Raw genomic sequence first — 24,300 nt, 5'->3', positions numbered from 1 at the left:
ACTATGTTTGATAAGCGCATCGATGCCCCTGCTCACACATCTCCTCAATCGCTCAATTGTCCGATCGTCAACAAAACCTGGCTTGCGCCGCACATTGTGCGCTTGCGTTTTGAAAGCGAATTGCTATCGCCCTTGTTTCAGCCCGGCCAGTTTGTCAATATTAAAGTTTCGGAGCAGTATATCCCTTTGTTGCGGCGTCCATTCAGCGTGCACCGCGTAGACCCCAAGGGACTTTGGTTTGAGATTCTGGTACAAGTGATTGGTCAAGGAACGGCTCGCTTGGCGCAATATGAGGTCGGCGATTCAATTTCGATTCTAGGTCCTCTGGGCAACCGATTTTCGATCCCAAGAGGATGCAGCGAGGCAATTCTTCTAGCTGGGGGATTAGGCATTGCGCCGCTGTTATTTCTTGCTCAAATGCTTCACCAGCGAAACATATCAACCAAGTTGTTTTATGGGAATAAATCCCATTCGAACATTTGCTGCCTAGAAGATTTTGCTGAGCTCGAGATCCCTTACCTCCTCGCTACTGATGACGGTTCCCGAGGTTTCAAAGGCACAGTGATCGATTTGTTTTCTCAGCAGCGACATCAAATTCAATCCCCTGCCCCGGTGATCTACGCCTGCGGACCGAATCCCATGTTCAGACAGCTGCAACCTTTGGCGGCCCGGCTTGGCTGGACATGCCAAGTATCATTGGAAACCATGATGGCCTGCGGCTTTGGAGCGTGCTTGGGATGCGTGGTCGACTCCAATGACCCGTTGAATCCTTATAAATATGTTTGCAAAGATGGTCCAGTCTTTAATATAAACGAGATCGATTTTAGTGAGTGATCTTTCTGTAAAATTAGGCCCGTTGACGCTGCGCAACCCGATTTTGACCGCCTCTGGCACTTTCGGATATGGCGAGGAATATGCCTCATTTTATGATTTAAATCGATTGGGCGGCTTAGTTACCAAGGCTGTTTCATTAACTCCGCGACCAGGAAACCCAGGGCCCCGAATTGCAGAAACCTGCGGTGGCATGCTCAATTCCATTGGCCTGGCCAATGTGGGCGTCAAAAAATTTATTTCTGACAAGCTCCCATTTTTAAAACAACTGACCTGCGCTGTGATCGTCAATGTAGCAGGCAAAACTGTGGAGGATTTTGCCCGCGTGGTGGCGGAGATCGAGGCTGCTGGTGGGGTGAATGGTTATGAATTAAATGTCTCTTGTCCCAATGTCAAAGAGGGAGGAATGGCCTTTAGCGCCGATCCACACATCACAGCCTCCGTCACCCGATTGGCACGGCAAGAGACCGATCGCTGCCTGATCGTCAAGTTGAGCCCTAATGTGACATCGATCAGCGAAATTGCCATCTCAGCCGAATCTGCTGGGGCCGACGCCTTATCCGTAATCAATACCCTAGTCGGAATGGCCGTGGACATCCAAACGCGCCGACCCAAATTAGCGACGATTACGGGTGGGCTCTCCGGCCCGGCGATCAAACCAATTGCTATTGCCAAGGTATTTGAAGTGGTGCGCGCCGTAAAGATCCCTGTGATCGGCATCGGGGGAATCATGCATCTGCATGATGTACTGGAATTTCTGATCACTGGCGCAACGGCAGTACAAATTGGAACCGCCAACTTCGTCGATCCCGATATCGGAGCGCGATTGGTTACTGAGTTGGAAAAGTACGTCGAACAGCATCAGATCCACAAAATGAACGAGCTCATTGGCAGCATCCAATTGCAACAATGCTGATGGTTCGCAGTTTCCATTTGAAATGGAAGCTAAGTTTTCAATCAGCGAAATGACTAACCATGAAGATAAATTCGTCACTTCGGTATATGCAGAAGGCCTTTCTTCATCCGATAGTTGCCACGTTGTCAGAAATGCGATAATGAGGTGCAATCGATGAAACAATTGCTCGGATTAATAGTTGTTTTGTCTTTTTTGAGCTGCTCCAGATTGATGCCATATCGTCAACAACCTCAAGAGATCGATGGAATCGTTTTTATTGATGAGCGGGAGGAGCAACGGCAGGCGAAGGAGGCAAAAGCAGCCTCGGTTGAGGTACAAGAAAAATCTCGGAAGCAAAAAGTGAAAGCGCAGGAGCAGGTCCGAAATTTCGATGCGATGGATGGTATTATCTTGCTCGATTTTGAAGATCAGATGTCCGAACGCCCTGGGAAGCCGCTCCAACTCCATCAAAAGAAATTTGAAACTGGGTATGCTTCTTATTATTCCATGAGCATGAAGGGCAACAAAACCGCCAGTGGTGAGCGTTATGACCCATATCAATTAACAGCCGCCCATCCTTCGTTGCCGTTTGGTACCATCGTGCGGGTGACCAACTTGTTCAATAACGAGTCAGTTGTCGTTCGAATTAACGACCGAGGACCAAAGGAGAAATCACGCATCATCGATTTATCCTACGCCGCAGCTCAAAAACTGGACATGATCTCTGCCGGCATCGTCCAGGTGGCAATCGAAGTCCTATCTCTCCCTGAACAGAACAAATAGTTCAAATTCGAACGAGCTCCATAGCCATGTGTATCAATTTTAGAGGCTGACTAAATAAATGTTTTGCTCCAACACCACCCATTCATTCATGAACTTTTAAAGGGAGTTATCATTTGTCGTTCAAAAAATTAGGCTATCGGGTTCTAGTGGCCATTTTTGGCATCCCGATCATCGTTACCTTAACTCTCTTGGGCGGTTTACCATTTGTAGGACTGGTACTGCTCATTAATCTTCTTGCACAATACGAATTTTACCAATTGACAGAGCGAAAACAGATGCATCCTCTCAAGTGGTTAGGATCGATCGGAACGGTGCTAATCACTCTTTCTTTCTTCTATTTTGGGATCGACACGCTCTGGCTCATCATCGCGGGACTGTTCTATGTCACCTTGCTTATTGAATTGTTTCGCAATCATGGTTCAGCGACCTATAATATCGCTGCAACAACCTGGGGATTTTTCTATCCCAGCATATTTTTTGGATTCAATATTCTGATCCGAGAGTTGCCGCGTTCATTGGGAGTTGAATATGCCGCTGGTGGTCGATGGATCCTATTGATGCTAATTACCATTTGGATCTGCGATACCGCCGCTTACTTCATTGGATCGGCCTGGGGGCGACATAAGCTTTACCAGCGTATCAGTCCGCACAAGACCATCGAAGGCGCTGTGGCCGGATTCATCTTCGCGATCATAACCGCTTATGTCTGCCATCAGCTTCTCATTAAAGAGTTCCATCTGATTCATAGCCTGGTTATTGGCCTCCTGGTCGGTGTTATGAGCCAAATCGGCGACTTGGTCGAATCGGTTTTCAAACGAGATGCTGGAGTGAAAGACACGTCCGGGATTCTACCAGGTCACGGCGGTTTTCTGGATCGCTTTGATGCCCCTTTGTTCATGGCTCCGCTGATTTATCTTTACCTTCGTTTCGTCGTGTTTTAAGAGCCTCGTCTGCGTTCATTTTGATGGACAAAAAGTCCGATAACGATCGACGGATCAAATTTGAAACGGCATCGATTTTATAATCGATTTCAAAGCGACGGGGTTACTGATCTGAAACCCCTGCTTGTTCGTCGAAAAAGGGATAGATTTTTTAGCTTGACATTTTATGAATTAATCTTTAAATTTAACCCGTCAAAATTGAACCATCAACTTTAATAACAGGAGTTTTCTATGGGATTTATAGATGACCTGAGCAACGTTTTGAAAAGGGGGATCACAACCATCGCCCGAAAGACGGATGAATACACCAAAATCGGCAAAATCAAGGTCGATATCATTGGCATCAAACGGGATATTGACAAAAAGTTCAACGAATTGGGTGCGAAAACTTACCAATTGATCGTTGAGCAAAACAACCCGAAAGTGGCGGCTAATGAGGAAGTGCAGAAACTCATTGAAGATGTCAAATCTTTGAATAAGCAATTGCAGGAGAAAAAGGAAGAACTGGAGCGCGTCAGAGAAGAATATGCCAAAGCATCTGGGAAAAAACCTGAAGAAGTCGATGTTACAATAGATGAAAGCGAATATAAAGGATAACTTCTTTGCGATCCCACATACAGAACAAAGCCTTCATAGTCTTGTTGTTCTTGATCGGATGTTCAATAATCGGCTGCACTCGGCAAAAGCAATTAAATCACCGATCGAATCATGATGAAAAAGGTCCGCTCGCATTGTTATCCGATACGACAGCCTCGCGACGGATGCCTTTAGAGGTCCGAAACTTTTCATCGGCTGTCTCAATCGCGGCAGTGGGCGACATCATGCTGGCCAATTACACCAGTCAGTACATTCATATACACGGCCTGGATTATCCGTTCGATAGCACCCGATCGGTTCTCTTGGCAGCAGATATTGCTTTTGGCAACTTAGAAGCACCGTTCACCGAGACTGGCACGAAATTCGAGAAGACCTTCAATTTCAAAGTGCCACCCAAATTCGCACCGAGCCTGATCCATGCCGGGTTCGATGTCGTCACATTGGCCAACAATCACATTCTTGATTATGGGATGGAAGGCTTGAAGAGCACCTTACAAGTGCTCGACTCGATCGGTTTGGCCTATTGCGGCGCTGGGCTCAGCCTGGAGCAGGCGCAACGGCCAACTATCATCGAACGTAATGGTTATCGCGTGGCATTTCTGGGGTATTCGCTGACCTTCCCAGAAGAATTTTGGGCCACTCCAACCAGCGGCGGCACCAATTATCCCAGAAATTTGCCTGCCAATATCGCTCATGCCAATTCACTGGCCGATCTGATCGTGGTGACCTTCCATTGGGGAGCTGAGGGGAGCAATTATCCCAAGGATTATCAAAAACACTTCGCCCATTTAGCCATCGATTGTGGGGCCGACTTGGTGATTGGACATCATCCCCACGTATTACAGGGACTGGAGATTTATAAAAATCGGTTGATCGCCTACTCTTTGGGCAATTTCAGTTTTTCGTCCTATAGTCGGCGTTCGACCGAAAGCATGATCCTGAAAGTTCATCTCACCAAAAAGGGCCTGCTATTTGCCAAAATTATCCCAGTCAGCGTCGATAATTATGAGGTTGCATTTCAGCCAAAAGTGCTCCGGGGCCGTCGCGCCAATCTTATCCTTGACCATTTAAAAGAATTCTCTCAGCCACTCAATTCAATTAACATCATTGATGATCGCGGATATATTTGGGGGAGAGAGTTGTCGCGGGGCGATAGTTTGATGGTTCAACAATTGATCGCCCCTCAGCCCGGCGCACTTCAGAATGAATAACAACACCCTGATCCTTTTTCAGTTGATAACATGTCCTTTTAGACATCTCGGACCTTAAATGGGCAGCCCACCATCAATCGGGCCTATCGATGCAATGCACCGCGTCGTTTGAATAATCGACTTCTCTTGTTTATCAAGGAAAGCCATTATGCAGGTTGATGACCGCAGCCCCATCGCCGAGCATCTCATTGCTCATTTATGGGAACAAAATTATTTCTCCACGATTCCGCTGAGAGACATTCATGATCGACCCGTCACTATCATTTCCACAGGGACGAAAAATACCGATGCTGGCCCAGATTTCAAGGGCATTAGTGTGAAATTAGGGGATCGACTTTATCAGGGGGACCTTGAGATCCATCGTGCAGCAGAAGATTGGTATCAGCACAGTCACCACGCAGATCCAGCCTATAACCAGGTCATCATGCATTTGGTCATTGGTCCTCTCAAATTTAAAGATGCAGCAGTCCGTTTGGATCGTCATCCAGTACCAGTTCAGGTGTTTGTGGACCTTAGCGAGGATCAAGTTCGACAATTAGCGGAACAGTACCATCTCTATCAGTCCATCCCCAAGCAGTCATCCCGCTGTCAACTGAACGAAAAATCCGACGATTTTAAAATGGGTGTGATCGACCATTTCGCGTTAAAACGATTGCGCGACAAAGCCGATCGCTTTGCCGAACAACGAGAAACCAGCTCTTGGAATCAAATATTGTATCTTGGTTTCATGGAGGCATTGGGTTATTCAAAGAATCAGATCCCGTTTCGTCGCTTGGCGCAAATGATTCCCTATGAAGCCATCAAGCGAGAATTAGAGCTTGCGCGTCATCAGAATACAGCATCGCGCGCCTTGGGGCTGCTCTTGGGAGCAGCGGGGCTCCTCCCCAGTCAGGATCGATATTTCGATTGGCGAAAGATTAAGGATCAGGACGCGAAAGCATACGTGACACAATTAGAAGAAGTTTGGGCTGAAATCTCTACTCGCTTGGGCTTCCAACCAATGCGCCAAGAGGAATGGCAATTCTTTCGAATGCGACCATCTAATTTTCCAACGCGCCGGTTGGCGGGCGCAAGTATGATTCTCCAAAAATTCGCCCCAGAAGGCATTTTAGAGACCATTCTAAGGATTTTGAAAGCTCGCGCTAAATCCGATCTGCACCGCATCCAACAATTAGAGGCGCTGTTCATCTGTCGCACCGAAGGATATTGGGCCAATCATTATCGGGTGATTGATACAGATGCTTCGGTAAGCGATGAAAAATTTTCCACGCTCATCGGAAAAGAGCGCGCGCGAGACATTGTGATCAATATCGTGCTCCCAGTTTTGTTCGCTTATGCCGCTGAGACTTCGGACTCTACATTGTCAGAATCGATTGTCAAGCTCTATCGGAATTATCCAAAGTTTTCTAGCAATTCCATTATTCGGACCATGAGCCAGCGGTTGTTCCGTGGAGCAAAAAACCTCAATCAGATTATTACAACAGCGGCGCAACAACAAGGATTAATCCATCTCTACAAATTGTTTTGTCAGCGCGATGAGTGCGAACGTTGCCAGCAACATTGGTCGGGTCAAAATTCCAGCACCCTTTGAAAATCTCATCAATTATTTATCTGGATCATGAGAGCAACCACGTATCAGCTAAATTGATCATCATGGTTAAACAGCTTAGAAGAAAATTCGCTGGAGATGAAAACAAGAGCTATGGGAATTGGGACAGATTAGATATGCTATGATTCGATAGGTTTTGAGAAATAGAGTTTGCCAATCGACTAAGGCAAGGCTAGACCAGAATTTTGCCGTTCTCAACGATGATCCGATTATCGATAGAAACGGTTGGTTTCATGAACACCAAATCGATGTGCAGATATTTTTTCATAATCCCCCCTTCATAATCCGGCGAGCCCAAGGCGATATGGGCGCTGCCGAGCACTTTTTCATCCTCTATGGAATCGCCAGTGAGGGTGGCATTCGGATTGGTCCCAATGCCAAATTCAGCCACATTTCTGGCCGTTTTGCCAAACGATTTTAATATCTTGCGGAGTTTTTCAAGCTCTGGGCCGCCGGAAATTTGATAGGCATAGCCATCTCGAATGTGAATCACAGCAGGTTGTTTCAACACACCGATACCGGGGATCGAACCATCAACCACTACGACGCCCTGGGTTTCCCGGCGATTGGGCGTAATATTCGCTTCCCCAGAAGGTAAACTACATAGCATCCCTGCCGAGTTGACAATTCCAGTATTTGCTTCTCCCTTATGACGCGAGATTGGGATCGTCAGATCAGTACCAGCTTCGGTGGTCAGATGAATGCATCGGCCAATCGAAAATAGATCCGAAAGCTTTCGGCTTTTCTTGTCGATAAATTCATAATCGGTATTGACAGCTCGGGCCAATCCCTCTACTGTGACGGGATAGAGACACAAAACGCGGGCACCAAAATGGCATAATTGTTTTAGTGCCTTTGTATGGATCATAGGCGTGCCAGTGAACGCCAAGACAGCCGACATTTGCTTCATGATATTGAAAATCGCAGCGGATGGCTCACCTAACCGTGAGCTTCGCGTTTTAATTTCCAACAATGCCGCCTGGCAGCGACTCTTTTTTAAGCGGTTGAACAATAGCTGCCCCATCGCCCGAGTGGTCTCGTCCACCACAATCAAACAAGAATCTTTCGCAGTAAGTTTGAAGCAATCAAAGAAAATTTTATAGATCGCTCGCTCTACTTTTGCCATACTTTGAATGCTACGACGACTCTAAAAATTGCAATTCGATCAATCGCCATTATTAGTGCCATCAGTTCCCTTTGATCAACAGAAATATTTTTAAATTTCAGTTTTGTCGCCTCGACCACTATCACCTAAATGATCCGATGGGTCCTTCTCTTCGCTCGGCACGGACCTAGTATTTCTGCAAATAAAATCGCTCGTTTCAGTTCATTGTTCGACTCCAGCGCCATTTTAACAGATCGCAATAAAGGATTCTCGCTTCTGATGGCTTCCATAGCTGGACTTGGTTCAGCATAAGGTTGCGGCTGCCGCAGAGGTGCGACTGGTTCAACCAGCGGCTCGGCTTTTCGCTTTTCTGTCTGCTGCGATGGCGCTTGTTCTGATTTCTTTCGTTTAGGTATTGACTTCGGGAATTCCTCGGTATCCGACTCCAGCCATGGCGGAAACCAGGACGGGAGTGGCGATTCGCCATTTGGGAGCCGCTGCTCCGTCCCTGCTTTTTTCCTTTGACCAAAGATTTTATTCAAAAATGAAATCAGGGCAGCTAAAATGATCAATATAGTAATCACGTCGTTCATAGTCTACCTTGGATCTTTCTATTGAGTAATAACTTCCGACCATCAATCCTTCAGATTAAAGCGGAGCGGTTGACCAACGCGTCGTTTCCTCGGCATCATCGCCCGCAATTAATAAGTTTGTTGGACCGCATCAATTAATAGTCGCACAGCTATATGGGAGTAGGATTGCACTATCGATACAGGTTCGTGCAACTCAAAAGTGATCATGCTGATTATTGATGCCACCTGGAATGCATAACAATCGCCGGTTATGAATGGGTTTCATTGCTCGACCATCGAAAAGCCGTGCAAACCATTTGACCAACTTGATCTATGATAGACAATCAGCTCCACTTCCCAATCAATTTGCACCTGGGTTCAAATAGTGTTTGAACGAAAATTCGCCTCTCTCTCGTTTCGATCGCAGGGAGAAATCTTTATATGAAATAATTTGAATGTCACCAGCTTCCTCACCTTGTTCGGAATGACATTTTTGCTGCAAATGCAATAGTTCTCCTCCGGGCATTCAATAATAGCTATATCGCCTATTCATGATCTCACTTTCAACAATACAGGCATCATTAGAACCAGCAAAAGATTCGTCGAACAAATGATTATTCAGCCTTTTTGGGTGAGCCCGAGCCAGCAATGGTTTCGCGCATTCTGGTATCAGCTTGAATGTTCTTTAGATTGAGATAATCCATGATACCGAGTTTGCCCTCGCGGAACGCCTGGGCCATCGCTTTGGGTAATTCAGCTTCGGCCTCGACCACACGCGCTTGCATTTCCTGTGTCAGCGCTTTCATCTCCTGCTCTCGAGCCACGGCCATGGCGCGCCGTTCCTCTGCTTTCGCTTGTGCAATCCGCTTATCTGCTTCAGCCTGATCGGTCTGCAATTTCGCTCCGATATTATCCCCCACATCTACATCCGCGATATCGATGGACAGAATTTCAAAAGCGGTTCCGGCATCGAGCCCTTTTTTCAGCACGGTTTTGGAGATCAAATCCGGGTTTTCAAGCACTTGCTTATGGGACTCGGCTGACCCGATGGTCGTCACGATCCCTTCCCCAACTCGGGCCACAATGGTTTCCTCACCAGCGCCACCAACAAGTCGGTCGATATTGGCGCGAACCGTTACGCGGCTGGTAGCCTTCACTTGAATTCCATCTTTCGCCACGGCTGCCACCAACGGGGTCTCGATCACCTTGGGATTCACGCTAAGCTTCACCGCCTCCAGGACATCTCTGCCTGCCAGATCGATAGCCGTCGCCCTTTCAAACGAAAGATTGATATTCGCTTTATCCGCCGAAATTAGCGCATTGACCACCCGCTCCACATTACCGCCAGCCAAATAATGCGCCTCCAATTTATTGATATCCACAGGAATCCCTGCCTTAGTAGCGCTGATCAACGGCCGGATAATTAGATGCGGGTTCACCTTCCTCAGCCGCATCCCGACTAGATCTCGCAAAATACGAACCTTCACACCCGAGAAATACGCTGTGATCCAAAGGCCGACAGGAATAAAATATGAAAATAGCGACAAGAAAATTACGATTGCAATAACAATCAACACAATCAATGCAGTGGGACTCATGACCTTACCTCCAAATGATGATCAATAATGATGAAGCACTTTTTGGGGATGAAACTTTTTTTATTTCTCGATTGAACGACATGAAACCACGTCAATCTTGGACCATCTTATTTGGTATCAATTGCTTTTTGCTAAAGCAAAAAAAGAAACCATAACGGACTCGAGTTGGAAAAGAGCACGCTTGAATGATTCCGCCGAATCAATCGTGCAAGCAGCCCTTTTAACGAGAACGGTTTTAGACAAATTGCGGTTTCAAACGAGTTGGAAATTAGTTTTGAAAAGAAAATCTCCCTTCCACTCGGAAAAGCTCCTCTAAGCACACATCAAATAAATTCCATCGAGATCTTAAGAGATTTCTCGTACGAGGACCCGGTTTCCCTCAACCATGATCACCTCGATCGGCCTGTTGCGTTCCACAAAGCTCCCCTCAGTCATTACATCGATTTTCTGCTCATCGATCAAAGCAATGCCGGCAGGCCGGAGCGGCGTATAGGCGATCCCAGTTTTGCCGACCAATTGGAGCAGATTTTCTGGCGAAGCATGAAAGCCTTGGGCCTTATCTTGTTGCACATCTAAAACAATACGACGCCAACTTTTCGACTTGACGATGACTCGGACCAAAACCCCCGCAGCGATCAATGAACCCAACAGCACCAGATTCGCCACAGCCAAGCTTAGTTTGCTATATGCAAAAATGATCCCCAAGACGACCATCACAAATCCAAACACGCCAAAAATATTGAAGCCTGGCACGAGAAAGATTTCGATCAGAATCAGCAAAAATCCAATGATGATCAAACTACCAACGAGAAGTTCTACTGCCATATTCCATCGCCTAATCAATACTATTGAGTCAGATGAAACAAGCCATATCGTTCCGAACGAAGCGAATCGGTGTGAGGAATCTATATATTTCCAGATTACTCGGTTTGATAAAAGGATTTCTCGCTTCGCTCGAAATGATCTTGTACTTGCTCATGAATCTTAATAATCTGAACAAGTTTTACTAAAATTTAATGGAAAAAATTGGAATGCAAACATGGATCGCACCGCTCGGATCATATGAACCATTCAAAAATTTTAGTATCTCAGCCGGCCCATCAATTGATTAACCTTGGAAGCTCATTTATCTAATTCTTGACTCGATTCCCGCGTGCGCTGCCCTCAGAATGTCCAAATGATCGAGTTTGAAAAATTTGTACGAATCATAGAGCTACAGCGTAGGGATCAGGAGATCTTCCTGACGATCACCCGATTTCCCTCTACCTTAATGATCTTGATCTTCTGATTGGGCTCAATGAAATCGCCTTCAGCCACAACATTCAAGCGCTGTCCATTAAATAATCCGATGCCAACAGGTCGCAACGGCGAAACTGCAGTACCCTCAGCGCCTAAAAACTGTTCGTAATATGCTGGAGATGAACGATAACCTTCAGCGCTTTTTTCACTGGTATCGAGGATCAATTTTTGAAACGCCCGCGATTTAGGGACCAATTGAATGATCGGGATGATCAGAATAAAAGCAGCGATGAACGAGATCCCCACTTTCGTAATAGAGTTCAGGATCTCTTCGAAGCCAATACCTTCCAATTTAGGAAGAAGGCTGAGCACGAAGCTGGCCAAAATGAGCGCGATCCCCAAAATTCCTGGCAATCCAAATCCAGGGATGACAAATATCTCCAGAAGGATCAATACCAGTCCAGCCAAGAAAATCAGGATTTCAGTCCATTGAGCCAAATTGACCAAATAATGGCTTCCGAAAAAGAGCGCCAGCGCCAAAAGCGATAGCGTTCCGCCGATTCCCCAGCCTGGGGTTCGGACCTCAAAGATCAACCCCAAAATCCCAAGGGTCAATAATAGCGAGCTGATAATGGGATTAGTGAGCCAGTACACCAGTTTTTCAGACCAGGTAATTCGGGTGCGGATCATTCGTTCCGTGCTTAGCTGGAGACGCTCAAGAACCCCATCAAGATCCTCCAAGACAGCATCAGCCATTCTCAGTCTCACTGCTTCCTCGGCCGTCAAGGTCAGCAGTTTCCCTTTTTCAATCACGCCTGGGATGGACACATCCTCATCCACCATTGCTTCAGCAAGATCCACTGGGCGATGATTCCGCTGCGCAATCGACCGCATAACGGAACGAAGATAAGAGACCATTTTTTCTGATGCTTTCTGGCCTTGCATATCGACTGGAGTGACGGCGCCAATCGAGCTGCCAGGAGACATATAGATACTGTCACAAGACAGCGAGATCAGTGCCCCAGCCGAAGCCGCCTCGTGATTGATGAACGCAACCACTGGCACTTCGGCTCCAAAAATCGCATCCCGAATCTCCAGCGCTGCATCGACTCGCCCACCTGGCGTATTGATCTCCAAAATGACCGCCCCGGCTCGTTCTCGATTGGCTTGTTGGATGACCCTGGATAAATAATTCGGTACACCGAGATTGATCTCCCCTTCGATCTTGACGTAATAAGAAGCCGCTGAATCCCGATCGACTCTTTCCAATGATTGAGCTGAACCGCCACCAATACTCAGAATAACCGAAACCAGCGCCCCCAAATAAATCAAAAAAGCTTTAGTAAAGAAAATGTTCATGAATTGGAAACCCAGTCTTCACCCACATGCTTGATTCAAAATATTCGTTACGATATTGGTTTTTTTTATTACATTCCGCTCAGTGATCAAACTCGCCGCTGTATTCGGTGCTGCAAAAGAAACGACGAATTATTCGACTTCGAAGAGAAATTCCAAGTGCAAGATTTAGTTTGCTGATCCGTTCGCATCATTTTTATAACGGATAAAACCATGACGAGCTAACATTTGAACGAACAAAGCTACCCTCTCATGAACCGAGGCAATTTCTCCCTTGAACCGTGCCTGAAATAGATTGGCAATTTGCTCTACGGTATTTTGACCATTTATCAGTTTCCAAACGAAGCTCCCGAAACTGTCGAGCTTAATTCGAAAATTTGGCTTGCTGAGACGAGGGAGAATATATCTCATCAGCCATTTATTAGTAAACTTCGGCTGAATCAAAATAATAGTGCCGTCCTCCAATTCTTCGAATTGGATGGTAGGTTCGGGAATCTGATCGAAAAGGTTCGCTTTCACTTTTGTTCTGGCAATATATTGAAAGATAAGCTTCAAAATAGAAAAATGCGGTATGAAATTTCATCAATATGCACTCTAGATTAAAAAAATAACTCCCAAATTCAACGTTTTTATGTCTGTTTCTTGGGCAAAGATTTTTTTGAGGACGGTTCTCTTTCGAACCTTAAATTAAAAATTGTGTACAGGTTTCTCATTTTAAAGATTGATCCATATTTCTATTTCTCCACACTATCTAGAAAGCTCTCTAACAGAAAGCCGCGATGGCCGATGAATGCCTCATTGATATTTTTTTGTGTGGCAAGGCGAGAGATCAAAAAAATTGCATCTAAAATGTTGCTTTTCCCTGAGGCATTGGGTCCAAAAATGACAGCGAGCGGCTTTAGCTCCAGATCGAGTGCACGAAACGATGTATATCCCTCAATTCTGATCCTTTTGATCATTTTGAACCTGCAAAAGCAAGTGATAAAATACGGGGAGACTCTTTAAAAGAGTCCCCCCAAAATAATAACTTTACATCACTGCGCTGGGTGGCGCTGGTTCATCTGCTTTGCCAGCGTTTTTGATGGGGATTTGGACCAGCAGCCAGCCGATAAAGACCAATAATAATAAACTCACCCAAAACGGCAATGGGAGGAACGGGAATATCGTTGGCAAAATCGAGCCATATTTGATTTCGAGCACAGCGAGTAAGGCAAAAAGCAGCCCAATGAGCGCCTCACCAGCGATCAGCCCAGCAGCCAGTAGCACACCATTGTTCTCGACGCGAGCCTTTTGCGCCGCATTGTGGTTTCGCGCTGCGCTAACTTTCTCGACGATCCCCTTAATTAATCCGCCGATGAAAATGGCAAAGGTCGTTTCTAATGGCAAATACATCCCAACGCTCACCAGCATCGGGCTGCGAACCTGCATCAGGATCAATCCGAAGCCCATCAGCATCCCAACAATAATCAGCGGCCAGGCCATATCGCCCTTCACAATCCCCTGCGATAGCAATGCCATCAGGCTGGCTTGAGGGGCAGGATATTTGGCGCCGCCCAGACCAGTGCCACCGGTCTTGATGTCGCCCTCGTGAAGCACGATGATCGGCAGAAACATCACAGCCGCGGCCAAGGTCACACCGATGAGATCGCCAACCTGCATTTTCCATGGCGTTCCACCGAGGATATGACCGACCTTTAGATCTTGCAACATTTCACCGGCCACAGCCGCAGCCACACATACCACAGCCGCTACGCCCAATACTGCCGCGACACCAGTGTCCTCTTTCATCCCTAAAACCACCATCAAAATCGCAGCAATGAGCAAGGTGGAAATGGTCAACCCGCTGATTGGGTTATTGCTGGAACCGATGATGCCAACCAGATAGCCAGACACTGCGGCAAAAAAGAACCCAGCCAGGATCATCACGATCATTGCCACCAGCGCGGCAACTGGGTCTTTGGCGAAATAAAGATAAATGAAGAATGTGGCAATAGCAGTTAGCAGAATGCCGAGCAGCACCTGTGGAAAGCTCAAATCTTTTTCGGTCCGAATGATGACATGTTCTCCAGTGGCGGCCTTTTTCACATCGCCGATCGAGCGTTTTAATCCAACCGCCAAGCTATTTCGCATTCGGAACAAGGTATAGGCCGCGCTCATTAGCATCCCACCGATGGCGACCGGTCGCACAATGAACCGCCACACATTCGTGGCCATTCCAATCCACGTTGCGGTTTCCGCCTCTCCTGAGGGAACCAATGTGGGACCAATGAAATAGGTTAAAATCGGTACAAATAAACCCCACGCCAACAGTCCGCCGCTAAAGTTAAGGGACGCAAGTTTAGGACCAATGATATAGCCAACGCCGATATAGGCGGGACTGATACCTGGCGAGCTTAACAGGATGCCGCTTTGTCCCACCGCTTGTCCAGTAGACCTGAGATCGATGACCTTCTTGGCGAAGCCAACAAAATGTTCCCAGGTGCTCTTGAAGATGTTAAATTGGATCATGGCCTGGATTACGGCTCCGATGCCCATGGCGCTGAACAAAAATTTGGCGCCCGTCCCACCGGCGCGACCCGCTTTATGAATTTCCGCCGCAGCAACAGATTCGGGGAACGGCAGCTCTGTGTCCTCCACCATTACTCGCCGCAATAGGGCGACAAACATAATGCCCAGAATTCCGCCGACCAACATAATGACTGCGGATAGAATGTAATTTTTTGCTGTAAAAAAGCTGGGATACCAGATTTTGGCAATAAAAAAAGCTGGCAGCGTAAAAATGGCGCCAGCAGCAACCGATTCCCCAATCGAGCCAACGGTTCGTGCCATATTTTCCTCAAGGATATTCCCCTTGAAGAGTCGGAGAACCGCCATCCCGATGACGGCTGCTGGATAGGTTGCTGCGATCGTCATCCCCGCTTTCAGCCCAAGGTATGCGTTGGCAGCTCCCAACACCACACACATGACCAGTCCAATTAGCAATGCTTTCAGCGTGAATTCCTTGAGACTCTGATCTGCCGGCACATAAGGCTTGTAGGACACTCCCGATGAGGCCTTCGCTTCTGCCATAAAGTTTCCTCCCGAGGTTGGTTCAGATTTTCAGGTTGTTTGTGAGGCGAAAGTAAGTGTTGAATTGCCGTTAATATAATTGGCTAAATTGCCATACAACTTAAAATAAAATCATCAAAAAGTCAAGAGAAATTTTCCTCGCCAAGACCAGCCACTTGATTTTTTAAATAAAATTTATTATATTGCCTCTAACCAATGAATCAACATAACAAATGATTATGCTTGTCTTCGGTGAGGCATCCTTTTCTCGGTCGAAATCGGATAATGGGTCTTCACCGCGATTGTTCAAACGAGAGTTTGAATGGCCATTTTAAAAGATATTACTCTGGGACTCTATTATCCATCAGAATCTTTCGTGCATCGACTCGACCCGCGGACGAAATTGCTCTTTATATTGACCATGATGACCACTTTTATGGTGACATTGAGCTTGATAAAATTAGCGTTGGCTCTTATGCTATTGGTCATCATTATCGCTCTATCGAAAATCCCCCCATACCTTGTCTTTAGCAACCTCCGCCCTTTTTTCTGGCTGCTTATTTTGACCTTGTTTTTCCAGGTTCTTCTGACCCGTTCAGGTCAGCTATTGCTCACCTTGCCGTTAATTAAAATGAATATTACCGATGTGGGCTTAAAAAACGGTCTGATCTATTCGCTTCGTCTGTCGATTCTGATCTTATTCGCTGCACTATTGACGTTAACCACTTCGCCAATGGAGATCACCGATGCGCTGGGTCGGTTTTTGAAGCCACTTCAACGTTTCGGAATTTCAACCCATGAGTTGACCCTGATGATGACCCTTTCGTTGCGCTTCATCCCAACATTATTAGCAGAAGCGGACAAGCTACAAAAGGCCCAAATGTCTCGTGGCGCAAGGTTCGATGGAAATCTGATCCAGCGCATCAAGAGCGTTTTTCCCATCATTTTGCCCTTGTTTGTCTCGGTTTTCCGGCGCGCCGACGAATTAGCCTTAGCAATGGATGCGCGATGCTATGTTGGAGGAAAAGGCCGCTCCACATTCAAGGAACTATCGTTTCATTATGTTGATTATTTTGTTTTGGGGATCAATGCTATTTTTATGGCAATTCTCATCCTAGTAAAATTTTGAATCATGACCACGCAACACCGACGCAATAGCTTGAACCAAACACATGAATTCGAGACTGGCAGTCGATTATTCATTGGTTCCCCAAAATTGCTGCATCATGGTCATCACAGCATCACTCAATCGCGGCTTGTTTTTTCTCGGAGATGAGATTTTCTGGGCAATTCAAATTAAAATGACCACAAATCGATTTTCGATGGGGCAGCAAAAATGTCTGATGATTGATGATATGAGTGGTATGAGAAACATAAAGCTATTGCTCGAATATGATGGAACCCGTTTTCATGGCTGGCAATACCAACCGGGACTGAGGACGGTTCAAGGAGAAATTCAGCGAGCGCTTAAGGTTATTTTCAACCAAGAAATCACGGTTCATGGCGCTGGCCGTACCGATGCAGGTGTTCACGCCCGTGGGCAAGTGGCCAATTTCCTCATTTCCAATTCTATGCCAGTAAATATCATAACGGCTGCATTGAATGGCAACCTGCCGAGGGATGTAAGAATTATCGCTTCGGAAGAGGCCCCAGAAAATTTTCATGCCCGCTTCGATGCGATCAAACGCGCCTATAGTTATACCATCACGACCCGAGAGAGAGCCATCGATCGATGGTATGTTTGGTGCTACAAATCCAAATTGGATCTGCCACGAATGAATCTGGCCGCCCAATATTTGCTTGGGGAGCACGATTTTCGGGCCTTTTGTCACGTGGATCAGCCATTAGAACATTATCGCTGTTTTGTTGAGCTCATCAAATTGGAACAAAAAGACGATCTAATAATTTTAACAATCGTTGCCAATCGCTTTCTGCATCACATGGTGAGAATTATTCTGGGCACGCTGATCAATGTCGGCAGAGGATTTACTGCGATTGAACAGATCCCCGTCATTCTGGAATCCCGCGACCGAAGCCAAGCTGGGCCAACAGTCCCAGCAAAAGGACTTTGCCTTGAGAAAATTTACTATTGATCTGGAATCTGAACTGGAGGTTGTTTGCGATGAAATTTTTTATTGATACGGCTGATATCAATGAGATCCGGCAAGCTGCGGCACTGGGCGTATTGGATGGTGTAACGACTAATCCCTCTTTGGTTTCAAAAGTACCAGGGAAATTTGAAGATATTTTGCGTGCTATCTGTCAATTGGTAAATGGTCCCGTCAGCGCCGAAGTCGTCAGTCTCGATGCAGATGGCATGATCCGAGAGGGACGCGAGCTGGCGAAAATCCACCCCAATATCGTCGTAAAAATACCAATCACCAAGGACGGATTGCGCGCCATCAAACAACTTGAGTCGGAAGGCATCCGCGTGAACGTCACCTTGATCTTCAGCGCGTCACAAGCATTGCTTGCAGCAAAGGCTGGTGCCAGCTACGTCAGCCCATTCGTTGGCCGTATTGACGACATCAGTGATTGGGGCATGGATTTAGTGCGTGACATCGTGACCATCTTTCGCAACTATCAATTCAAAACTGAAATCATCGTAGCAAGCATTCGAAATCCGCTGCACGTGGTTGAGGCAGCCTTGGCGGGTGCCCATATTGCCACGATCCCGTTCAAAGTCATCGAACAATTGGTGAAGCATCCATTGACAGATTTAGGGATCGAACGGTTTTTAGCTGACTGGGAAAAAGTAAAAGCCCGATAGCTTGAATTTGAATAGGTGTACTTTTAGCAAACATTGAGAGTTTTCAACTGCGCGGTGCTTATTTGGGTTATGAATCGGACGAACCTGTATGGCATCTTGCACATAGCATCGCAGCTTAATCTGTGCGAATTCTCTTTTGATTTTTGAGGAAGCGAATTCATCAATTCAAATAGCTCTGTACCAAATCCAATTTGGAATGCTCTGTAAGCCGCAGGTTACATTGAAAAATGTTTTTGTTAATAAGGCTGAACAGAATAACATTCATGGAGGGTCTCAGATAGCTTGCCATTTTTTGTAACGAAATAGCTGTTAGATCAGATGATCAAACTTTAACCAATCTGCACAAAAAATATCGCAACGAAATCTTTCAGAGATAAAAAAATGAAGAAGATTTGGTCTCACATGATAGTTCTGGTCATTGGCTGCTTGATCGGATTTATGGTGGCACCGAAGATAAAACCACGACAGCAATCACCGATCTTTCACACCAATGCGATGCCAGCTAGTTATGTGGCAACGAATCAGAACCCTATGCAAGGATCGGCTCCCACGCCAGCGCCGTTTGAAAATTCTCGGCGCAATGCAATTACAGAGGCGGTCCGATTGGTCAGTCCTGCTGTGGTTGGGATCAATGTGCTGCAGATTCGGGAGTATCGTTCCCGAGATTGGTTGTTCGATGATCCGTTCTTCCGACATTTTTTCCCAGAGACCCGACAGCAGATCGTCAAAGGGTTGGGTTCTGGATTTATCATTTCCCCAGAGGGATATATCGTGACCAACGAGCATGTGGTCAACCAGGCGGCAGAGATCGTCGTCACGCTGCCCAATGGCAAAAAATTCCAGGCAAACGTTGTGGCATCGGATTATATTTCCGATATTGCGTTGCTCAAGATCGATTCTACCGAACCGTTGCCATACGTCATCTTAGGAAATTCTGATGATCTGATCATCGGCGAATGGGCAATTGCCTTTGGGAATCCATTTGGTCTATTCGATATGGGTCAGCCATCGGTGACCCAGGGGATTATCAGCGCAACCGATCGGGATTTCGGCAAACAAAGCGATAATCGGGTCTATAAGGACATGATTCAGACCGATGCGGCGATCAATAGTGGGAATAGCGGCGGACCGTTGGTCAATAGTGTGGGCGAAGTCATCGGGATCAACACCTTTATTTTTTCGGGGAGTGAGCGGACTGGAACCTCCATTGGTCTCGGTTTTGCCATTCCGATAAATCGGGCTAAACGGATCATTCAGGAGTTACGGCAATTTGGCAGAGTCAATCGTAGATTCCGAACCGGCCTCGAAATTGAGGACATCACTTTTTCTTTAGCCCGATATTTAGGTTTGCGCTCAACCGATGGCGTGATTGTCTCGGGTGTGGAAAAAAACAGCCCAGCCAGTCGTGCAGGTTTTAAAATCGGAGATGTGATCGTCGCCATCAATGAGCAAGAGATCCATAGCAAAGAAGATGTCTGGGCGGTGATCGACAACTCAGATGTGAAAGGTGGCGATGTATTGGAGATGCGAGTGATTCGCCAAGGAAGGAATATTTCCCTATCATTGAAATTGGAAGAAATCCGATGAGGAGGCGCAGTGATTCAGCGATATACGCTGCCGGCCATGGGGGCGATCTGGACCGAAGAAAATAAATTTCGCACCTGGCTAAAGGTGGAGCTCTGCGTGTGTGAGGTCCAGGCCGAATTGGGGGCTATCCCGGCTGAGGCAATGGAACAAATCCGTGGCAAAGCACAGTTTAATACGCAACGTATTTTAGAAATTGAGCGAGAAGTAAAGCATGACGTTATTGCGTTTTTGACCAATGTGGCGGAATATGTCGGCGAGGCGTCTCGTTACGTCCATTTGGGGATGACTTCATCGGACTTATTAGATACGGCCAATGCCCTGCTCCTGAAAGAGGCTGGAGAGATCATCCGCAACGATCTTATTCAGCTTCGAGAGGTTATCAAACGTCGCGCGCTGGAGCATCGGTACAGCTATTGCATCGGTCGCTCCCATGGCGTTCATGCGGAACCGACCACTTTCGGTTTGAAACTGGCCGTTTGGTACGATGAGCTGGGCCGTCATTTGGCTCGGCTTGATCAAGCCATCGAAATGATCGCCGTCGGAAAATTATCCGGAGCAGTTGGAACTTTCTCGCATCTCAATCCTGATATCGAGGCCCGGGTGGGCGAAAAACTTAATCTAAAGATGGCACCCGCATCCACCCAAATTGTTCAGCGCGATCGCTATGCCCACTTTTTGACTACGTTGGCTCTGATCGGTTGCTCTTTAGAAAAATTCGCCACTGAAATCAGAAATCTTCAGCGGACTGAGATCCTTGAAGTAGAAGAATTTTTCTCCAAGGGACAAAAAGGGTCCTCGGCCATGCCCCATAAACGCAACCCGATCAATTGTGAACAAATTGCAGGGCTAAGTCGCATCGTGCGCGCCAATGCGCTCGCTGCCATGGAAAATGTTTCTCTCTGGCATGAGCGCGATATCACCCACTCCTCCGTTGAGCGGATCATCCTCCCGGATAGCACCATATTGATCGACTATATGCTCAACCGATTTGCTGCTATTATGGATCAATTGCTGGTCTATCCGGAAAATATGATGGCGAATTTGGAAAAAACTCAGGGCGTGATATTCTCCCAAGCCGTGCTATTAGCGCTCACCCAAAAAGGGATGTTGCGCGAGACCGCATATCGACTGGTCCAGGATTGTGCGATGCAGGTTTGGCAAAATAAAGGATCTTTCAAACAATTGCTCATGACGAACGCTGAAATTCGTCAAGTGCTTTCGCCATCTGAGATCGATGCATGTTTCGATCTTCGAGTGCATCTCAGAAATATTGACTCGATTTTCCAGCGAGTCGGCATCATTTAGCCTATCGTCAGCTGAAGAAATTCTAAAGGAGAAGCAACTTTTATTGTGCGGATAGTCGGCTGTCGATGCAATGAATGATGGATTGCCATGTGCTGCGGTGACTCAATCAGAGGAAAATTAATAGAAAAAGCACCGCTAATTATTTTGGGATGTTGCCTTGCGGATTTAGAAAATAGAATCTTGCATATGGCTGTGGCTATTCTTGCAAGTAGAGTTTGAGATATAATAGAATCGATTTTCATGTTAGTTTTTCTTGCGCGGAATTAAATTAGAATTGTTAGTGACGGAGACGGCATCTTGAAAAAGAAAAAGAAACTACACGATGGGAAAACAAAAAAATTGTATTCCCTCGAAGAATCGGATCAATTGATTCAAGAATTCAAAGATGATGCGATGGGTTTTGAGGCCAGCAGCGCAGAGCTGATCAAAGGAAAAGGCATCATCAACAAGGACATTTCTTGTTATTTGTTTCATTATTTAGAAGGATTTCACATTCCGACCCATTACGTGAAGGATTTGGGAGGTCGGGAAATGCTGGTGCGCCGGCTGGAAATGATCCCGCTTGAGATCGCCATTCGCAATATTGTAGCCGGGAGCTTGACTCAGCGTTTTGGACTTGAGGCCGGTAAAGAGCTCAATTACCCGATTATTGAGTTTTATCTAAAAGATGAGCAGCGCAACAATCCCATGATCAATCCGAGCCATGCCATTGCATTGCAACTGGCTACCCCTGATGAAATCCGGGTGATCGAACGGCTCACATCAAAAATCAATGCCGTGTTGAAGTCGTTCTTTCAACGCAGGAATTATAGGTTAGTGGATCTAGCGCTGGAATTCGGCCGCGCCAAGGATAAACTGGTCCTTGGCGACGAAATTTCACTGAATACTTTTCGGCTCAGTGAAGCAAAGCCTGGTGCTGACATCAGCGGATCCGAGTTTCAGTTGCTCCAACCGAGCAATGAAATGGAATTGGAAGAAATTAAGAAGCGAATCTTCCAGCCGTCCTGATGGATGACTGAATAAAAAGCACAATTATCCAATTGAGGGATCAATGGCAAAAGAAGGAGCACCGATCATCGTCGTTTTCGGCGCCATGGCCGTTGCGATCACTATCGGCGCTGTAATTAACCCGAGACCGCTGTTCGGGGTGTTTACTCTGATCGGCTGGAGTCTTGTATTCTTTTCGATCTATTTTTTCCGCGATCCAGAGCGCCACGTGCCCACAGAACCGAACATCATCGTTGCGCCAGCCGATGGGAAGATCATTCTGCTCGATCAAACAACCGAGCCGATTTTTTTCGGGACCCGTGTTTACCGGATCAGTATCTTCATGTCGGTTTTTGATGTGCACGTCAACCGAATCCCAGTTGAAGGCCGAGTCACTTATTTAAAATATAATAAAGGCAAATTTCTGCCAGCTTATCAGTCCGCTGCCGCTTACGAGAACGAACAAACGCTAATTGGCATCGAAAATGAGAAAATAAAATTGTTGTTCAAACAGATCGCTGGCATCCTCGCCAAGCGGATCGTTTGCAATCTTCGCAATGGATGGACGGTGCAGCGCGGTCAGCGGTTTGGCATGATCAAATTTGGTTCCCGTATCGATCTCTTTTTGCCACTCGAAGTTCAATTGCAGGTTCAACTCAATCAAAAGGTGCGGGCTGGCGAAACCATTATTGGCCGATATGAATGAGCCCTTCAGCTATTAATGGAGTGCTAATTGGCATTGAATTCGAGGATGAAAAATACCAAAAGCGTCATTCCTAATCTTTTCACTACGCTCAACATTTTCTGCGGCTTTCTGGGCACTATCAGCGTGCTGGAGGACAAAGTGATTTCGGCCTGCTGGCTCATTTCGCTGGCCGCTGTGTTCGATGTGCTGGATGGGCAGTTTGCCCGACTCACCAGAACCACCAGCAGCTTTGGCATCGAATTCGATTCACTGGCCGATCTTGCTTCATTCGGAGTGGCGCCATCTATTTTACTATATAAGGTCTATTTGGTCAATTTAGGCCGGTTGGGGATTATTATTAGTTTTCTTCCGCTGTTATTCGGAGGAATTCGACTGGCCAGGTTCAACGTTCTGTATGGCAATAAACCAAAGACCAAATTTGTTGGACTGCCAATCCCCTATTCTGCTTTATGTACTGCTTCCTTCGTTATTTTCAATTATCATTTTTGGGACGATATTCATTTATCTCGCATCCTTGTTCCTCAACTGCTTCTGGTCTGCGGGTTAATGATAAGTCCGGTAGAGTATTATACGCTTCCCAAGTTGTCTTTTCGACAAGGAGCAAAAAACTCAATCGGCATCATTCTTATTTTCATTCTATTGACAATCCTGGCGCTCCGAACTCATGAAACCTTTTATCCCATGACTATCGCCTATATCTTATGGGGGGTGATTCGATATATTTATCACCAAACTCGCGGTTCGAAATTACCCCGCGAGAGTAAAACGGTTCATTTATCTCAAAAAAGCAATTGAATTTTTAATTCATTTTAATTATATTTGATGTCAGAACGAATATAGCAAATGAACTTTAGGATCAAAAGATGCGCAAAAGACCGTTAGGAATCATCGTCGTCTTTCTGATTCTTGGAGCAATTATCGGTTCAGCATTGGGCAATCTCTTAGCATTGCTCTTGCCAGATGGCGTGGTAAAACAGTTCTTTATCAGATCCGCTACCATTGGATTCGATCCCGTGACACTGAATTTAGGTTTTCTCAGTTTCACTCTGGGGTTTAAATTTATCTTGAATGTTATTGGGATCGTCAGCATTGCATTTGCGGCATACTTGCTGCGCTGGTATCACCAAAATCGTTATTAAACGAATGCACTGATCCCATCC

The 24,300-nt window shown here is 46.3% G+C and carries 24 protein-coding genes; 16 read left to right on the top strand and 8 right to left on the bottom strand.

Translation table 11 applies throughout. The annotated features are described in order from the left end of the window. Positions 1-3 precede the first annotated feature (3 nt). The 7 genes from ONB37_13720 to ONB37_13690 all read left to right on the top strand — a co-directional run bounded on the left by ONB37_13720 (position 4) and on the right by ONB37_13690 (position 6,849). Positions 4-834, top strand: a complete 831-nt coding sequence (locus tag ONB37_13720) for a dihydroorotate dehydrogenase electron transfer subunit (GenBank protein MDZ7401214.1) — start codon at positions 4-6, stop codon at positions 832-834. Beyond that, positions 821-1,747: a dihydroorotate dehydrogenase gene (locus tag ONB37_13715; GenBank protein MDZ7401213.1), complete on the top strand. Its 927-nt coding sequence runs from the start codon at positions 821-823 to the stop codon at positions 1,745-1,747. Before ONB37_13720 ends, ONB37_13715 begins: the two co-directional genes overlap by 14 nt. A 411-nt stretch (positions 1,748-2,158) precedes the next feature. Further along, positions 2,159-2,509 (top strand): septal ring lytic transglycosylase RlpA family protein, encoded by a 351-nt coding sequence (locus ONB37_13710; protein ID MDZ7401212.1) that lies wholly within the window; start codon positions 2,159-2,161, stop codon positions 2,507-2,509. A gap of 113 nt (positions 2,510-2,622) precedes the next feature. Beyond that, positions 2,623-3,450, top strand: coding sequence for a phosphatidate cytidylyltransferase (locus tag ONB37_13705; protein ID MDZ7401211.1), 828 nt, complete (start codon positions 2,623-2,625; stop codon positions 3,448-3,450). Positions 3,451-3,681: 231 nt separating this feature from the next. Continuing rightward, positions 3,682-4,047 carry a hypothetical protein gene (locus ONB37_13700; GenBank protein MDZ7401210.1) on the top strand — a complete coding sequence of 122 codons (366 nt, stop codon included), beginning with the start codon at positions 3,682-3,684 and terminating at the stop codon, positions 4,045-4,047. A gap of 5 nt (positions 4,048-4,052) precedes the next feature. After that, complete coding sequence (locus ONB37_13695; GenBank protein MDZ7401209.1) at positions 4,053-5,258, top strand: CapA family protein; 1,206 nt, start codon at positions 4,053-4,055, stop codon at positions 5,256-5,258. Between the two features lie 148 nt (positions 5,259-5,406). Continuing rightward, the gene (locus tag ONB37_13690) at positions 5,407-6,849 is read left to right on the top strand and encodes a DUF2851 family protein (protein MDZ7401208.1); all 1,443 of its coding nucleotides are present in this window, start codon (positions 5,407-5,409) and stop codon (positions 6,847-6,849) included. Positions 6,850-7,039: 190 nt separating this feature from the next. Here the strand turns inward: ONB37_13690 and ONB37_13685 are convergent, their stop codons facing one another. From ONB37_13685 to ONB37_13650, 8 genes are all read right to left on the bottom strand, one after another. Further along, positions 7,040-7,993: an aminopeptidase gene (locus ONB37_13685; GenBank protein MDZ7401207.1), complete on the bottom strand. Its 954-nt coding sequence runs from the start codon at positions 7,991-7,993 to the stop codon at positions 7,040-7,042. Positions 7,994-8,118: 125 nt separating this feature from the next. Next, positions 8,119-8,565, bottom strand: coding sequence for a hypothetical protein (locus ONB37_13680; protein ID MDZ7401206.1), 447 nt, complete (start codon positions 8,563-8,565; stop codon positions 8,119-8,121). Positions 8,566-9,158: 593 nt separating this feature from the next. Beyond that, a complete protein-coding gene (gene floA / locus ONB37_13675) occupies positions 9,159-10,142 on the bottom strand; it encodes a flotillin-like protein FloA (protein MDZ7401205.1) in 984 nt (327 codons plus the stop codon). Positions 10,143-10,487: 345 nt separating this feature from the next. After that, positions 10,488-10,967, bottom strand: a complete 480-nt coding sequence (locus tag ONB37_13670; protein ID MDZ7401204.1) for a hypothetical protein — start codon at positions 10,965-10,967, stop codon at positions 10,488-10,490. 402 nt (positions 10,968-11,369) lie between these two features. Beyond that, positions 11,370-12,740: an ATP-dependent Clp protease proteolytic subunit gene (locus tag ONB37_13665; protein MDZ7401203.1), complete on the bottom strand. Its 1,371-nt coding sequence runs from the start codon at positions 12,738-12,740 to the stop codon at positions 11,370-11,372. 165 nt (positions 12,741-12,905) lie between these two features. Continuing rightward, the gene (locus ONB37_13660) at positions 12,906-13,256 is read right to left on the bottom strand and encodes a PqqD family protein (GenBank protein ID MDZ7401202.1); all 351 of its coding nucleotides are present in this window, start codon (positions 13,254-13,256) and stop codon (positions 12,906-12,908) included. Between the two features lie 215 nt (positions 13,257-13,471). Beyond that, entirely contained in the window at positions 13,472-13,696 is a 225-nt protein-coding gene (locus ONB37_13655) for an AAA family ATPase (protein MDZ7401201.1), read from the bottom strand. A gap of 70 nt (positions 13,697-13,766) precedes the next feature. Beyond that, a complete protein-coding gene (locus tag ONB37_13650; protein ID MDZ7401200.1) occupies positions 13,767-15,806 on the bottom strand; it encodes an oligopeptide transporter, OPT family in 2,040 nt (679 codons plus the stop codon). 301 nt (positions 15,807-16,107) lie between these two features. Here ONB37_13650 and ONB37_13645 point away from each other — a divergent pair, with 301 nt between their 5' ends. The 9 genes from ONB37_13645 to ONB37_13605 all read left to right on the top strand — a co-directional run bounded on the left by ONB37_13645 (position 16,108) and on the right by ONB37_13605 (position 24,279). Continuing rightward, positions 16,108-16,914 carry an energy-coupling factor transporter transmembrane protein EcfT gene (locus tag ONB37_13645; protein MDZ7401199.1) on the top strand — a complete coding sequence of 269 codons (807 nt, stop codon included), beginning with the start codon at positions 16,108-16,110 and terminating at the stop codon, positions 16,912-16,914. Positions 16,915-17,149: 235 nt separating this feature from the next. Continuing rightward, positions 17,150-17,878: a tRNA pseudouridine(38-40) synthase TruA gene (truA, locus tag ONB37_13640; protein MDZ7401198.1), complete on the top strand. Its 729-nt coding sequence runs from the start codon at positions 17,150-17,152 to the stop codon at positions 17,876-17,878. Positions 17,879-17,907: 29 nt separating this feature from the next. Then, the gene (gene fsa, locus ONB37_13635; protein MDZ7401197.1) at positions 17,908-18,555 is read left to right on the top strand and encodes a fructose-6-phosphate aldolase; all 648 of its coding nucleotides are present in this window, start codon (positions 17,908-17,910) and stop codon (positions 18,553-18,555) included. Between the two features lie 381 nt (positions 18,556-18,936). Further along, positions 18,937-20,142, top strand: a complete 1,206-nt coding sequence (locus ONB37_13630; protein MDZ7401196.1) for a trypsin-like peptidase domain-containing protein — start codon at positions 18,937-18,939, stop codon at positions 20,140-20,142. Between the two features lie 9 nt (positions 20,143-20,151). Then, entirely contained in the window at positions 20,152-21,447 is a 1,296-nt protein-coding gene (purB, locus tag ONB37_13625; GenBank protein ID MDZ7401195.1) for an adenylosuccinate lyase, read from the top strand. Positions 21,448-21,744: 297 nt separating this feature from the next. Then, entirely contained in the window at positions 21,745-22,455 is a 711-nt protein-coding gene (locus tag ONB37_13620) for a phosphoribosylaminoimidazolesuccinocarboxamide synthase (GenBank protein MDZ7401194.1), read from the top strand. Positions 22,456-22,498: 43 nt separating this feature from the next. Beyond that, positions 22,499-23,140: a phosphatidylserine decarboxylase family protein gene (locus ONB37_13615; protein ID MDZ7401193.1), complete on the top strand. Its 642-nt coding sequence runs from the start codon at positions 22,499-22,501 to the stop codon at positions 23,138-23,140. A gap of 45 nt (positions 23,141-23,185) precedes the next feature. Next, entirely contained in the window at positions 23,186-23,935 is a 750-nt protein-coding gene (pssA, locus tag ONB37_13610; GenBank protein ID MDZ7401192.1) for a CDP-diacylglycerol--serine O-phosphatidyltransferase, read from the top strand. Between the two features lie 68 nt (positions 23,936-24,003). Continuing rightward, positions 24,004-24,279, top strand: a complete 276-nt coding sequence (locus ONB37_13605) for a DUF4321 domain-containing protein (GenBank protein MDZ7401191.1) — start codon at positions 24,004-24,006, stop codon at positions 24,277-24,279. Positions 24,280-24,300: the final 21 nt, after the last annotated feature.

This window comes from candidate division KSB1 bacterium (assembly GCA_034506395.1).
In the GTDB taxonomy this organism is placed as follows: domain Bacteria; phylum Zhuqueibacterota; class Zhuqueibacteria; order Thermofontimicrobiales; family Thermofontimicrobiaceae; genus Thermofontimicrobium.
This window is presented reverse-complemented; position numbering and strand designations above follow the sequence as displayed.